This window comes from Streptomyces sp. NPDC004658 (assembly GCF_040609555.1).
Classification (GTDB): Bacteria; Actinomycetota; Actinomycetes; order Streptomycetales; family Streptomycetaceae; genus Streptomyces.
The window spans coordinates 18547-32210 of sequence record NZ_JBEXKG010000086.1 but is presented as its reverse complement, the minus strand read 5'-3'; the positions used below and the strand labels follow the sequence as shown (position 1 = coordinate 32210).

Sequence of the window (13664 nt, the reverse complement as noted above, 5' to 3'; positions counted from 1 at the left end):
CTGTTCCGGGGCCCGGCCCCGCCCGCTCGCGCGGTCGGCGACCCGGGGCCCGACCCGGAGGCGGTGCCCCCCCTCCGCACGTTCATCGCGGCGGTGCTCCCACGACCGCGATCCCCTGCTCCTGGTGCACTCCACGCTGCGGCGGGAGCGCACCAGCGGGCTCCCCATCGGCTCGGGCGGCAGCGGCCGAGCCGCCGGACCCGACATCCCGGCGGCCGGCCACTCGGCCGTCTCCCCCGGCGTCCTGCCCGGTACCGGGCCCGTGCCCCACCGGGTGCCACCGCACGATCCCGCTCACCCCACCCCCAGGAGGCGACCCATGCGGTCATCCCTGTCCGCAGCCCTGCGCGGAAGCCACCCCGGCTTCCCGCGCCGTGCCCTCAGAGCGACGCTGGTGCTGGCCGTCACGGCCGGACTCGCCACAGCGGTCCCGGCCGTCGATCAGGCCGTGGCCGCCACCGCGCGGTCCACGCCCGCGGCCACCGGTTCCGACTCGGCCACGTCCGACGCGGCCGCCGGCCTCGCGGCCAAGCCCTACATGGGCTGGTCCAGCTGGAGCATGCAGTCCTCCCAGTATCCGGGGCTGAATCCGAACGGCAGCTACAGCTACCTCACCGAGGCCAACGTACTGAAGCAGGCGGACGCCCTGGCCGGCACGCTGAAGAAGTACGGCTACGAGTACGTCAACATCGACGCCGGCTGGTGGATGGACCAGAACTGGACGTCCGAGTTCGACCAGTACGGCCGGCAGACCCCCGACCCGGTCCGCTTCCCGCACGGCATGAAGTCCGTCGCCGACCACATCCACGCCAAGGGCCTCAAGGCCGGCATCTACCTGCCCGTCGGCCTGGAGAAGGGGGCGTACGGCGAGGGCAAGGTGCCGATCCTGAACGCCCCCGGCTGTACCACCGCGGACGTGGTCTACCCCGACCTGCGCACCACCAACGGCTGGGACAGCGCCTACAAGCTGGACTTCGACAACCCCTGCGCGCAGAAGTACATCGACTCGCAAGCCCAGATGCTCGCGGACTGGGGCTACGACTTCCTGAAGCTCGACGGCGTGGGTCCCGGCTCGTTCAAGTCCGGTGACAACTACGACAACGTCCCGGACGTCGCCGCCTGGCACAAGGCCATCGGTGAGACCGGGCGCCCGATGCATCTGGAACTGTCCTGGTCGCTCGACATCGGCCACGCCGCCGACTGGAAGAAGTACTCCAACGGCTGGCGCATCGACACCGACGTGGAGTGCTACTGCAAGACCCTGGTCACGTGGGAGAACTCGGTCGACGACCGATGGAACGACGCGCCCGCGTGGAGCGGCAAGGCAGGCCCCGGCGGCTGGAACGACCTCGACGCGATCGACGTCGGCAACGGGGAGATGGACGGTCTCACCCCTGCCGAGCGGCAGAGCTACATGACCCTGTGGGCCATCAACAAGTCGCCCCTGTTCACCGGTGACGACCTCACCAGGCTGGACGACTACGGCCTCTCCCTGCTGACCAACCAGGAGGTCATCGCCGTCGACCAGAACGACTCGCCGGTCGCACGCCCCGTCACGCCGATGGGGGACCAGCAGGTCTGGGGGACGAGGAACCACGACGGCAGCTACACCGTCGCCCTGTTCAACCTCGGCGACTCCTCGGCCTCCGTCACCGCCGACTGGGCCTCGTTCGGCTTCACCGGCGCGGCCTCCGTACGCGACCTGTGGAAGCACCAGAACCTCGGGACGTACAAGAACAGGATCACCGCGACGCTGCCCGCGCACGGCTCACGGCTGTTCACCGTCAAGCCGGGCGGCAGCCTGCTGGCGACCACCCGGTACGAGGCCGAGTCCTCGAACAACACCCTGACCGGGAACGCCTCCGTCGCCTCGTGCGACGCCTGCTCCGGCGGCAAGAAGATCGGCAACCTGTACCTCGACAGCAGGCTCCAGTTCAACGACATCACGGTGAAGAAGGACGGCATCTACACCGTCAACGTCGCCTACGTCAGCGGCGATCCCCGGTCGGTGACCGTCTACTCCAACAGCGGCAACGGCACCCGTCTGAAGTTCCCCTCCACGGGCGACTGGGGGACCACCGCCACCGTCAGCGTCCAGCTGGCCCTGAAGGCGGGGTCCAACACCATCACCTTCGACAGCGGCTGGGACTACTCCCCCGACATCGACAGGATCGACGTCCCCAGGTCCGCCTGACCGCACCCGCCGGGCCCGGCACCGCCGCCTGCTCACCTGCCGGGCCCGGCCCCCTTCGGCTCACCCGCCCGCACAACGCCCGACGGCCCCGCATCCGCCGCCAGGCTCATCCCTCGCATCCCGCATCCGCCGCTTCCCGCATGCGCCGTTCCCCGGACATGGAGTGCACCACGTGGACACCCAGCACACCGCATCGCGCGACAACCGCCCCAGCCGTAGAGGCTTCCTCTCCCTGGCCGCCACCGCCGGCGCAGCCGCCGCACTCGGCGGTCTGCCCGCCTTCACCGCGTCGGCGGCCCCTTCCCGCCCCGCCACCTCGCCGCTGCTGTCCCCCACCGCCGCCGCGAGGAACCAACTGTGGTGGCGGGCTCCAGGCTCCCCCACCTCGATGATCCGGCAGGGCCTGCCGGTCGGGAACGGGCGCCTCGGAGCGCTCGTGAGCAACGACCCGTCCAGCGAACTGCTGATGATCACCGACGCGACCCTGTGGACCGGCGGCGTCAACGACACCCTGCAGAGCGACGGCCAGTTCCCCTACGGGCGGGACGACTTCGGCTCCCTGACCCTGCTGGCCGAGCTCACCGTCGACCTCCCCGGCCACGACCTGGGCTCCGTCGACAACTACCGCCGCACCCTGGACCTGGCCCAGGGCCTCGTCAGCGCCTCCTACGACCTCTCCGGCGTCACCTACCAGCGGCAGATCTTCGCCAGCCACCCCGACGACGTCATCGTCGTGTACTTCTCCCAGCTGGGCGGCGGCACCTACACCGGCACCGTCACCCTGGCCGGCACCCACGGTGAGCACACCACCGCGGACGGCACCGGGCGCTACGCCTCCTTCGGGGCCTCCCTCGCCAACGGCCTGAAGTACGGCGCCGCCGTCACGGCGACCAGCAGCACCGGTACGGTCTCCGTGAGCGGTACGTCGATCTCGTTCCGCGGCTGCAAGGACCTCACCGTCGTGATCAGCGGCGGCACGAACTACGCCCCCGACGCGGCCGCCGGGTTCCGCGACCCGGCCCTCGACCCGGAACGCCTGGCCCGCACCAAGGTCCGGGACGCGGCCGGCCACTCCGCGAGCACCCTGCTGCACACCCACGTCGCCGACTTCCGCCCGGTGTTCGAGCAACTGGCCATCGACCTCGGAACGTCGTCCAGCGCACAGCGCGCGCTGGACACCTGGCAGCGGATACAGGCCCGCTACCGGGACGACGTCCCGGACCCCGAACTGGAGGCCGCCTACCTGCAGTTCGGGCGCTACCTGATGATCTCCGGGTCGAGGGGCGTCCTGCCGATGGGTCTTCAGGGCCCGTGGCTGGACGGCAACGACCCGGACTGGATGGGCGACTACCACACCGACATCAACGTCCAGATGAACTACTGGATGGCCGATCGCGCCGGACTGTCGGACTGCTTCGACGCGTTCGCGGACTACTGCCTCGCACAGTTGCCCTCGTGGACGGACCTCACCCGGCGGCTCTTCAACAGCCCGGACAACAGGTACCGCAACTCCAGCGGCAGGATCGCCGGCTGGACCGTGGCCATCTCGACCAACCCCTACGGCGGAGGGGGCTGGTGGTGGCACCCGGCCGGCAACGCATGGCTCTGCCAGAGCCTGTTCGAACACTACGAGTACACCCAGGACCGCGCCTACCTGGAACGGATCTACCCGCTCCTCAAGGGCGCCGTGGAGTTCTGGGAGGCCCGCCTCATCACCACGACCGTCACCGACGCCTCCGGGTCCTCACGCGAGGTCCTCATCGCCGACAGCGACTGGTCCCCCGAGCAGGGCCCGCTGGACGCCAAGGGCATCACCTACGCCCAGGAACTGGTGTGGAACCTCTTCAGTAACTACCGCACCGCGACCGGGGTGCTCGGCAGGGACACTTCCTACGGTGAGACCGTCGACGGCCTCCGTCAGCGCCTGTACCTGCCCGTGGTCAGCCCCAAGACCGGCTGGCTGGAGGAGTGGATGTCGCCCGACGACCTGGGTGAGACCACGCACCGGCACCTGTCCCCGCTCGTCGGTCTCTTCCCGGGCGACCGCATCCGCCCCGACGCGTCCACCCCGAAGGACATCCTGGCGGGCGCGACCGCCCTGCTGACCGCGCGCGGCATGAACAGCTACGGCTGGGCCAACGCGTGGCGCAGCCTGTGCTGGGCGCGGCTGAAGAACGCGGAGAAGGCCTACCGGCTCGTCGTCAACAACCTGAAGCCGTCGGCGGGCGGCAGCAACGGGACCGCGCCGAACCTCTTCGACATCATGGACATGGGTCAGGGGCGCGGCATCTTCCAGATCGACGCCAACTTCGGCACTCCCTCCGCGATCATCGAGATGCTGGTCTACTCGCGGCCGGGCCACGTCGAGTTGCTGCCCGCGCTGCCCGCCGCGTGGGCGGCGTCCGGCTCGGTGTCGGGAGTCGGCGTGCGCGGCGGCTTCGTCGCCGACCTCAAGTGGAAGAACGGCAAGGTCACCCAGGTGACCTTGAAGAGCGTCGGCGGCCGTGACACGACCGTGTTCGCGGGCGGCGCTTCACGGAGGATCAGTCTCAAGCCCGGTGAGTCCGTCACGGTGAAGAACCTCGGCTGAGGGCGCGGTTCGGCCCACACGATCCGCCGAGCCGGGATCGGTTCGGCACGGCACACGCTTCACCCGGGCCGGGATCCGTTCGGCACGGCACACGCTTCACCCGGGCCGGGATCCGTTCGGCACGGCACACGCTTCACCCGGGCCGGGGTCGGTGCAGCGCACACGACCGGCCCGGGCCCCCGATGACCCGTCGTCCGCGGACCGTCCCGCGTCCGCAGTCCCCCCGTCCCCCGCGCAGGCGGACCGGGCCGGACTCCCCCGGCTCCGGTCCGCCGCGGGCGACGCGGAGAGTGGAGAGAACAACGATGTCCCCCGAAAGGCAAGGCACGGCGGCGGATCGCCGACGGCGCCGCAGATCCCTGCTGTCCGTGTTCGGCGCGCTGACCGGGATGATGCTCACGGTCGTTCCGCTGAGCACCGCGCACGGGGCAAGCGCCGCCACAGCGTCGTCGCAGGCCAAGGGCACCAGGGTCAGCGCCTGGTCACCGAGCATGACGACCGGCGGCCCGGCCTTCGACAACCAGACCATCCGGATGGTGGTGCACAGCAGCGTCGCGGGCTCGGGCGTACGCATCACCCTGTCGAACCGGTACAGCGCCACGCCGCTCGATGTCACCACCGCGGACATGGCCGTCCAGGCGAGCGGCGGCGAGGCGACGCGCGGCACCACTCGGAACGTCACCTTCGGCGGCTCGCGCCACGTCACGGTCCCCGCCGGCGAGGAGGCGGTCAGCGACGTCGTCCCGATCTCGGTCAGCGCCGGAGAGAACCTGCTCGTCAGCCTCTACGTCCCCGGCGCGACGGGAGCGTCGACCTGGCACTCCGACGCGTTCGACACCACGTACATAGCCTCCGGCAACCATGCCGGTGACGACAGCGCCGCCGCGTTCGGCACCACCACGACCTCCTGGTACTACCTGGCGGGCATGGACGTCGTGTCACCGACCGCGAGGGGCACCGTCGTCGCCTTCGGCGACTCCATCACGGACGGCTACCACTCCTCGACCGGGACCTACACCCGGTGGCCCGACTTTCTCGGACGCCGCCTGGGCTCCGGGCCGGGCCCGCAGAAGCTGAGCGTCGTCGACGCCGGCATCGGCGGCAACCGCGTGCTCACCGACGTCCCGAACCTGTGGCAGGGGGTCAGCGCTCTGAAGCGCTTCTCCCACGACGCCCTCGGCCAGCCGGGCGTCAAGGACGTCATCCTCTTCGAAGGCATCAACGACATCGGCAACAACGCGGGCCCCGACGGCCGGCCCCTGACCGCTCAGGACCTGATCGACGGCTACCGCACCCTGATCGACGAGGCGCACGCCGCCCACGTGGGCATCATCGGCGCGACCCTGATGCCCGACGAGGGAAACGGGTACTACACGCCCGACGCCGAGCGGATCCGCCAGAGCGTCAACCAGTGGATCCGCACCAGCGGCGCTTTCGACGGCGTCATCGACTTCGACCGCACCATGCGCGACCCCGCGAACCCGGCGGCGCTCAACCCGGCCTACGACTCGGGCGACCACATCCACCCCAACGACGAGGGGATGAGGGCGATGGCCGACGCGATCGACCTGCGGCTCCTGCGCGCCTGACCCGTTTGCGTACACCCGGTGGGTATACCGGCCGCCTCCGAGGCGACGCCCGCGAGCCGCACACGGTTCGCGGGCGGTTCCCGGGCCCCGGCCCTCCGCCGACCGGCGTCCGAGGACCCGATCCGGCTCGGCGGACACCACGTGATCCACGGCTCACGACGGCCCCGGCGCCGCCAGTACCGGGCGGAGTGTCAGGATAGGGGCATGACGACCAAGGTTTACTTCGATATCACCATCAACGACGAGCCCGCCGGGCGGATCCTCTTCAACCTGTTCGACGACGTCGTTCCCCGGACTGCGGAGAACTTCCGCGCCCTGGCGACCGGCGAGAAGGGCTTCGGCTACGCGGGCTCCTCGTTCCACCGTGTCATCCCCAACTTCATGCTCCAGGGCGGTGACTTCACCCGGGGCAACGGCACCGGCGGCAGGAGCATCTACGGCGAGACGTTCCCCGACGAGAACTTCACCCTCAAGCACGACCGGCCGGGCCTGCTGTCCATGGCCAACGCCGGCCCGCACACCAACGGCTCGCAGTTCTTCATCACGACCATCGTGACCGACTGGCTCGACGGCAAGCACGTGGTGTTCGGCGAGGTGGCCGACACCGAGAGCATGGACCTCGTCAAGAAGATCGAGGCTCTGGGCTCCTCCAGCGGCCGCACCTCCGCGAAGATCACCATCGCCGAGTCCGGCCAGCTCTGACCCTCCCGCCTCCGGGGCTGCCGGGCGACGCTTCACCCGACGCGTCCGTCGGCAGCCCCGGCGCGCCATCCCGGCTGCGTCGGGCACTGCCGCATGCACGTCTCCTCAGATCAGGACCAGCACGGCGATGATGGCGATCAAGGTGATGACCGTGCTGGCGGTGATCAGGCCGAGCCGGGCCGGCGCGTAGAGCCCGAGGTCGAGCTGACGGCCCACCGAGCGGTAGCGGATCGTGCCGTATCCACTGATGAGAAGGCCGGCGAGAAGCATGATCGCCCCGGCGGCAACGGCGTGGATGCCGCGGTGCGGCGCGAACTTCGCCACGGCGACGCCCAGAGCGGCCATGCTGATGCCCGTGCGCAACCAGGCGAGGTACGTCCGCTCGTTGGCCAGGTGATCACGGGCGCGACTGCCGGTGTTGGGGGTCGCCCCCTTGGGGACGTCTTCACTCATCTGCCCCTCCGTGGCCGGTGCCCGTGCACCGCTGCTGCCGCGTCGCTGACCTCCGCGGGCCCGGGCACACCGGCCGGAGCGCTCGGCGGTGCGTCAGGCCCGGCGCACAGCGGGTGGTACCCATTGCCCGCTCAGGACCTCCGGGCGGGGCGCGTACAGGCGCAGGGTGACGCCCAGCGGGCCCGTGGGTGCGGGAAGCCAGTTGGCTTCGTGCTCGGGGCCGGGATGGGCGTGGCTGATGAGGATGTCCAGGGAGCCGTCGCCGTTGAGGCTCAGCGGATCGCGGTCGCCGAGGGCGAAGCGGTTCAGCTCGTTGGGTGCCTGGAAGCCGGCCGCGTCGTACATGGTGACCGACCAGAACGCGGACACCGGTGGCATCGCGCCGGCGTCGAAGTGCAGCACGTAGTCGCGCTCGCCCACCAGCGGTTCTCCGTCGGCGTCGACGCCGAGAACCGGGTACACGGCGTCTTCGGGCTGGTTGGCGCCCAGCCCGACCATGCTGACGACGGCACGCTGGAAGTAGTTGTCGCCGTAGACCCCGATGCTCTCGGTGACGACCTCCCATCCGTTGACCTGCCGTCCCAGCGAGGTGCGGGCGGCGAGCATCTGCTGCTGGGCGTCGTCGACGCCTGCCTGGATCTCCCCGAGTTGCTCCGGGGTGAACTCGCTGTCCGGGAAGGAGCGGCCGGGTACGAGACCGAGACCGGCGATGCGGGCCAGCACGGAGAAGTCCGTGGCGTGCGGCGGGTGCAAGCGCAGCAACGCGGCACCGCGGCGGAAGAAGTCGACGGCGCTGAGCCCGTTGACGAAGGAGAGCGGTTCCCCGATCGCGGGTTCGGCGTACTCCTCGGCCTGGCCGGGCACCGGGGTGCGCGCGGTGATCGTGTAGCCGTCCTGGATGTCGTTGACGAACTTGTAGTCGTCGGGACCGTTGGTCTGCGTGCGGCCGATGACCCATACGTAGGGCGTCGGCGCCTGGATGATCGTGGCGCCCTGGGGATCTCCGACCTGTTCACCGGGCGCCACGAGGGTGTAGCGCTGCGTGCCGGTACCAGTCGTGCGTTTGCCCGGCGACGCGAACACGTCCGTCCACATGTCGAGCATGGGCAGCAGGAAGTACCTGTCCCCGGTGTCCTGCACGGATACGTCGACCGGTCCCTGGGTCAGGTCCAGCCAGGCCGCCGAGTACAGGGTGTCGAAGTTCGGACGCACCACGAGGCGGAAGTCCGCGGCCGGGAACTCACGGATGTGGTGGAACTGGTTGGGCGGCCCGAGCCCGGGCTTGAGGCCCGCCGGCAGGCTCACGCACTGTTCGCGCGTGACGTCCATCGTCACCAGCGGATACAGGTAGATGTAGGCCTCTCGGCTCAGAGTCCGCAGGTCATCGGCCAGCTTCGGCATACGCTGCTCCTGCCCCTTGTCCTCGAGGGGCGAAGGAGGTGCGCCCCTCCCCCAGGCTGGCACGGTCTCCCGTCGACGGCGACGCGAGGCGGCGGTCGGCGAGCAGCGGGCTAACGACGGCGCCTTCGACGCGGAGGGGAGCGTACGGGCTCACGCACGTCCGGCTTTCTCCCCGAGCGGCACGCCGGCACCCGGCGGCATGGCGACGGGCCGACGCCGTTTCACCCGTTCACCGTGCGCTCAGGGGCGGTGCCGGCGACGCACGGCCGTCATTCCAGCCAGGTCCCGTCGCGCATGACGACCCTCCCGCGCAGTTCCGGCTCGCCGCGCCAAGCGCGCACAGTTCTGGGGAGCACGCGTATATACAGAAAGGCGCCCTCTTCCGCGCGTGGGTCCCACCCGAACTTGCCGTCGAACGCCTCCGCCGCGCCCGCGGGCACCTCCTGGTCCGAGAAGCACTCCGCCTCGCCCTGGAGGAGGACCACGTCGAAGGTGTCCGGCAGCGCCAGGCGCACGCGGGGCTCTTCGCGGACGTTGCGTGCCGTCACGGAAGTGGCGCTGGTGCACATCCACACCGCGCGTCCGTCCCACAGGAACCACAGCGGCACCTGGTGGGGCCCGTGATCGGGGTGAGCCGTCGACACCCATGCGTCCCGCTCGGTGACGAGCCGCTGAAGAACGTCGCGCTTGCGCTCCGCCGTCCCGCGGCGAACGATTCCCGTGGTCTCCATGAGGCCCGACCCTAGCCATGCGGGCACGCGGCGCGCCTGAGCCGCAGGACCTACTCCTGGCGACGGATGGGGCCCTCAGCCGGTGACGGCGGCCTGCTCGTGACCGGAGGTCCACCGAGGTGTCCTGACCAGCTCTTGGGAGGCACCTGCGTGCCTGCTCCCGGCCCCGCCACGGCTGGGACTCCCCCGCGGCAGCCTGTTTCGTACTCTTGCGGCATGCGTATGCGCCCCACTCTGAGTTGGACCCCTACCGAGGACCTGCCGCCCGGCACCACGGATCCGGGGCCGGTCGCCGATGCGCTGAGCGCCGGCGGTGTGCTGGTGCTCAGTGGTGCGGGCATCTCCACGGAGTCGGGCATCCCCGATTACCGGGGTGAGGGCGGCAGTCTGAGCCGGCACACCCCGATGACCTACCAGGAGTTCACCGCCAGCGCCCAGGCCCGGCGCCGGTACTGGGCGCGCAGCCACCTCGGGTGGCGCACCTTCGGCCGCGCCCGCCCCAATGCCGGGCACCGGGCGGTGGCCGCCTTCGGGCGGCACGGCCTGCTTTCCGGCGTGATCACGCAGAACGTGGACGGCCTGCACCAGGCCGCCGGCAGTGAGGACGTCGTGGAGCTCCACGGGAGCCTGGACCGGGTCGTCTGCCTCGGGTGCGGCGCCTTCAGCCCGCGCAGCGAACTCGCCCGGCGGCTGGAGGCGGCCAATCCGGGCTTCGATCCGGTGGCGGCGGGCATCAACCCGGACGGCGACGCCGACCTCACGGATGAGCAGGTCGGGGACTTCCGGGTGCTGCCCTGCGTGATCTGCGGTGGCGTCCTCAAGCCGGACGTCGTGTTCTTCGGCGAGGCGGTTCCCCCGCAGCGGGTCGAGCACTGCCGCGAGCTGGTCCGTGAGGCGGCCTCACTGCTGGTCCTCGGTTCATCGCTGACGGTGATGTCCGGGCTGAGGTTCGTCCGCCAGGCGGCCGAGGCCGGGAAGCCGGTGCTCATCATCAACCGGGACCAGACCCGCGGCGACCGGCACGCCCTCACCCGGGTCGCGCTCCCGCTGGGAAGAGCCCTCACCACCGTGGCCGGCCGGCTGGGCATCCCCGTCGGCGTCGAGGCCCCGCCCCGCACCTGAAGCCGGCGGCTCCACCGGAGGGGGCGGGTCGTCGGGCCACGGCGCCTCGATCGGCAACGGCCTCGGCATGTCGGCGGTGGCGCGGCGCGCTGCCCGGGTGAACGGCCGGTCATGCGGTCCTTCGCCCCGGTTCGGTGGCGTCGTCGGCCGCGGTGACGCCGAGGAGGGCCAGGGCGCCCTGGCTCCCACGGTCGAACGGTTCCACGGACTGTTCGGCGCGAGCACGGTGGCGTGCGTCCGGTGCACCGGCCGCCTGTGACGCGCTGACGCGCACCTTCCAGAACCACGCCGGCAGCCGGGTCGCTTCGCGCCGACGCGTCCACGGGCGGAACAACGGCGTCCAGGGCACAACGCGCGAGCTGGGAGCTGTACCGGCGCCTCACCGCGCCCCCCCCCGCAGCCGACTGACGCGGCCCGGCCGGCAGGTCGGTCACGCCAGCGCCGGCATCGGCGTCCGGTGCGGGGTCAGTCCCGTCGGGCTCGGGCGACTGCGTACCGGCCGCCACCGCACCGCCAGGTCGGCCTGTCACCGTTAGGGGGACCGGACGGTGGGTGATGAGTCCGGATGATCTTCGTGTCGGTGACCTGCGCAAGCGATCAAGACAGAACGCGAGGGGCGTCTGACCGGGTGACATGTCGGGCGGATCGTCGGGTTGCGGAACTGACGGACTGTCGGTTGCCTCGTGAGCGGAACACACGCGATGTGCCGCGCAGCAGGCCGGACACGTTCCGTTGGAGGATGCGCATGCGTTACAGACACATGGGTGCGGGTATCGGCCTGGTTCTCGGTGCTCTCGGGATGCAGATCCCGGCCGCTGCCGCAGCTGATGACTCGGATCTCCGTATCGAGCCCTGGAACGCCCAGCCGGGGTCCACGGTGACGGTCAGTACGAGGGCCTGCGACGCCGATGCGGACTACGGCAAGGGCTGGTCGGAAGTGGGAGGAGAGTTCCACCTCTTCGCAGGCGAGCAGGAGGGAGTGCTCACCGGCCAGTTCGAGATTCCGGAAGGAACCCGGCCGGGCAGCGACACGATCACCGTGAAGTGTCCGCCGCTGACCAGGGTGACGGAGACGTACCGGGTCGTCGGACGCCCTCCGAGCGGCTCGGTCAGCGCGGGCTTCGGACCGGCCGAGGACACGGGTGTGGGTCTCGCCCTGGGCGGTGGGCTGCTCGTCGCGGCCGCCGCCGGGGGCACGGTCTGGGCGTGCCGTCGCCCGCACGGGAACCAGACCTGACGGTCCCGCTCCGCCGGCCGGCCCCGCCCGGCGCGCGGCCCGCACCATCCTCTCCCCGGCGCCCCCTGAAGCGAGGACGCGACCGCGATGGCACCCAGGCACCACACCAGCGCTTTCCGAGCTCCGTCCGTCCCGGCGGTGCTCCTTCTGGCCTGCACCTTGACGGCGGGTGTGGTGCTGCTGATCAGCGGGGTGCGGGGTCACGAGCCGCCGCCGCGGCCAGCGGCGGCCCGGACCGTCCGCACGGCTGCCGGCCCCAGCGGCCCCACCGTCCCTCCGTTGCCCCCGGCGGATCCGGTGCGGCTCCGGATCGCCGCCATCGGGGTGGACGCCCCCATGACACGGGTGGGCCTCGATGCGGCAGGGGCACTACAGGCTCCACCGCCCGACGAACCCGACCACGCCGGCTGGTACGGCGACGGCACGCCTCCCGGCTCGGCAGGCACCGCCGTCGCCACCGGGCATGTGGACACACCCGCCGGCGATCCCGGTGTCTTCTACGACCTCGGCGCCCTGACCGAGGGCGCCACCATCGAGGTCAGTCGGGCCGACCGGCGGACTGCGGTGTTCACCGTCCGCGCCGTCGAGCTATACGACCGGAAGAAGTTCCCGAGCGAGAAGGTCTACGGCGGTTCCGGCCGGGCCGAACTCCGGTTGATCACCTGCGGCGGCGGCTACACCGAGCGCACGGGCTACCTGGGCAACGTCGTGGTCTACGCGACCCTGACCGCGGTGACGTAGCCGTTCGAACAGACCCTCGGGGGCCGCGCCATCGGTCGGATGCCGCCGTGCAGAGCGCCGGCTCCCGGACAATGGACGCACCGGCGCCTCCGGGACGCCGCCGACGGTAATGTCGGGCCATGTCGGAGACATCAGTGGCTCACTTCTATGACGAACTGGCCGACGACTACCACCTGATCTACGCGGACTGGGACGCGGGTGTCCGCCGGCAAGGGGACGCGCTGGACGCCCTGATGGGCCTGGACGGCGCGGCCGTGCTCGACTGTTCCTGCGGTATCGGCACGCAGGCCATCGGTCTGGCGCTGCGCGGGCACCGCGTCACCGGGACCGATCTCAGCCCCCGCGCCGCCGCCCGCGCCGGCCGCGAGGCCGCCCGCCGGGGCCTGAACCTGCGCACGGCCGTCGCCGACATGCGCCGCCTGCCGTTTCCCGATGGCCGGTTCGACACGGTCGTCTGCGCCGACAACTCGCTGCCCCACCTGCTGACCGAGCCTGACGTGCGCGCCGCCCTGGCCGAGATGCGCCGCGTGTTGCGTCCGGCCGGCCTGCTGCTGGTCAGCACACGCCCCTACGAAGACCTCCTGCGCGACCGCCCCACTTCCACGCCTCCCCAAGTGCACCGGGCCGCGGACGGCGGAGAACGGACCGTCACCTTCCAGCTCTGGCACTGGCACGACGACGGCGAGCACTACGACCTGGAGCACTTCCAACTCCTCCCGGCGGGCGGGGAATGGCGTGTGCGGGTGCGCCGGACCACCTACTGGGCCCTCGGCCAGGGGCGGCTGGCCGACCTCGCGGCCGGAGCCGGGTTCGCCGACCCCGTGTGGCGGATGCCGGAGGAGACGGGCTTCTTCCAGCCGCTGCTCGTGGCCCGTGCCGGCGGGTAGGTGACGCGAGCCGGGAA

The 13664-nt window shown here is 71.2% G+C and carries 11 protein-coding genes; 8 read left to right on the top strand and 3 right to left on the bottom strand.

The window, feature by feature from the left end:
• Positions 1 to 319: 319 nt before the first annotated feature.
• The 4 genes from ABZV94_RS25835 to ABZV94_RS25820 all read left to right on the top strand — a co-directional run bounded on the left by ABZV94_RS25835 (position 320) and on the right by ABZV94_RS25820 (position 7075).
• Positions 320 to 2194 carry a CBM35 domain-containing protein gene (locus ABZV94_RS25835; RefSeq protein WP_356344190.1) on the top strand — a complete coding sequence of 625 codons (1875 nt, stop codon included), beginning with the start codon at positions 320 to 322 and terminating at the stop codon, positions 2192 to 2194.
• A 172-nt stretch (positions 2195 to 2366) separates the two neighbouring features.
• Complete coding sequence (locus ABZV94_RS25830) at positions 2367 to 4784, top strand: glycoside hydrolase N-terminal domain-containing protein (RefSeq protein ID WP_356344188.1); 2418 nt, start codon at positions 2367 to 2369, stop codon at positions 4782 to 4784.
• Positions 4785 to 5089: 305 nt separating this feature from the next.
• Complete coding sequence (locus ABZV94_RS25825; protein ID WP_356344186.1) at positions 5090 to 6373, top strand: SGNH/GDSL hydrolase family protein; 1284 nt, start codon at positions 5090 to 5092, stop codon at positions 6371 to 6373.
• Positions 6374 to 6577: 204 nt separating this feature from the next.
• Positions 6578 to 7075: a peptidylprolyl isomerase gene (locus ABZV94_RS25820; protein ID WP_356344184.1), complete on the top strand. Its 498-nt coding sequence runs from the start codon at positions 6578 to 6580 to the stop codon at positions 7073 to 7075.
• Positions 7076 to 7180: 105 nt separating this feature from the next.
• Here the strand turns inward: ABZV94_RS25820 and ABZV94_RS25815 are convergent, their stop codons facing one another.
• From ABZV94_RS25815 to ABZV94_RS25805, 3 genes are all read right to left on the bottom strand, one after another.
• Positions 7181 to 7528: a DUF202 domain-containing protein gene (locus ABZV94_RS25815; protein ID WP_356344183.1), complete on the bottom strand. Its 348-nt coding sequence runs from the start codon at positions 7526 to 7528 to the stop codon at positions 7181 to 7183.
• Positions 7529 to 7621: 93 nt separating this feature from the next.
• Positions 7622 to 8929 (bottom strand): DUF1254 domain-containing protein, encoded by a 1308-nt coding sequence (locus ABZV94_RS25810; RefSeq protein ID WP_356344181.1) that lies wholly within the window; start codon positions 8927 to 8929, stop codon positions 7622 to 7624.
• 269 nt (positions 8930 to 9198) lie between these two features.
• Positions 9199 to 9660 carry a pyridoxamine 5'-phosphate oxidase family protein gene (locus ABZV94_RS25805; RefSeq protein WP_356344179.1) on the bottom strand — a complete coding sequence of 154 codons (462 nt, stop codon included), beginning with the start codon at positions 9658 to 9660 and terminating at the stop codon, positions 9199 to 9201.
• A gap of 216 nt (positions 9661 to 9876) precedes the next feature.
• Between ABZV94_RS25805 and ABZV94_RS25800 the strand changes: the two genes are divergently transcribed.
• The 4 genes from ABZV94_RS25800 to ABZV94_RS25785 all read left to right on the top strand — a co-directional run bounded on the left by ABZV94_RS25800 (position 9877) and on the right by ABZV94_RS25785 (position 13647).
• Positions 9877 to 10782, top strand: coding sequence for an NAD-dependent protein deacetylase (locus tag ABZV94_RS25800; protein WP_356344177.1), 906 nt, complete (start codon positions 9877 to 9879; stop codon positions 10780 to 10782).
• Between the two features lie 745 nt (positions 10783 to 11527).
• Positions 11528 to 12019 (top strand): sortase, encoded by a 492-nt coding sequence (locus ABZV94_RS25795; RefSeq protein ID WP_356344175.1) that lies wholly within the window; start codon positions 11528 to 11530, stop codon positions 12017 to 12019.
• An 87-nt stretch (positions 12020 to 12106) separates the two neighbouring features.
• Complete coding sequence (locus tag ABZV94_RS25790) at positions 12107 to 12760, top strand: class F sortase (protein WP_356344173.1); 654 nt, start codon at positions 12107 to 12109, stop codon at positions 12758 to 12760.
• 119 nt (positions 12761 to 12879) lie between these two features.
• Positions 12880 to 13647 carry a class I SAM-dependent methyltransferase gene (locus ABZV94_RS25785; protein ID WP_356344171.1) on the top strand — a complete coding sequence of 256 codons (768 nt, stop codon included), beginning with the start codon at positions 12880 to 12882 and terminating at the stop codon, positions 13645 to 13647.
• Positions 13648 to 13664 lie beyond the last annotated feature (17 nt).

Coding starts and splice junctions, on each gene's coding strand:
- ABZV94_RS25785 (WP_356344171.1), top strand. CDS start 12,880: ATGTCGGAGACATCAGTGGCTCACTTCTATGACGAACTGGCCGACGAC.
- ABZV94_RS25790 (WP_356344173.1), top strand. CDS start 12,107: ATGGCACCCAGGCACCACACCAGCGCTTTCCGAGCTCCGTCCGTCCCG.
- ABZV94_RS25835 (WP_356344190.1), top strand. CDS start 320: ATGCGGTCATCCCTGTCCGCAGCCCTGCGCGGAAGCCACCCCGGCTTC.
- ABZV94_RS25795 (WP_356344175.1), top strand. CDS start 11,528: ATGCGTTACAGACACATGGGTGCGGGTATCGGCCTGGTTCTCGGTGCT.
- ABZV94_RS25825 (WP_356344186.1), top strand. CDS start 5,090: ATGTCCCCCGAAAGGCAAGGCACGGCGGCGGATCGCCGACGGCGCCGC.
- ABZV94_RS25820 (WP_356344184.1), top strand. CDS start 6,578: ATGACGACCAAGGTTTACTTCGATATCACCATCAACGACGAGCCCGCC.
- ABZV94_RS25800 (WP_356344177.1), top strand. CDS start 9,877: ATGCGTATGCGCCCCACTCTGAGTTGGACCCCTACCGAGGACCTGCCG.
- ABZV94_RS25810 (WP_356344181.1), bottom strand. CDS start 8,929: ATGCCGAAGCTGGCCGATGACCTGCGGACTCTGAGCCGAGAGGCCTAC.
- ABZV94_RS25805 (WP_356344179.1), bottom strand. CDS start 9,660: ATGGAGACCACGGGAATCGTTCGCCGCGGGACGGCGGAGCGCAAGCGC.
- ABZV94_RS25815 (WP_356344183.1), bottom strand. CDS start 7,528: ATGAGTGAAGACGTCCCCAAGGGGGCGACCCCCAACACCGGCAGTCGC.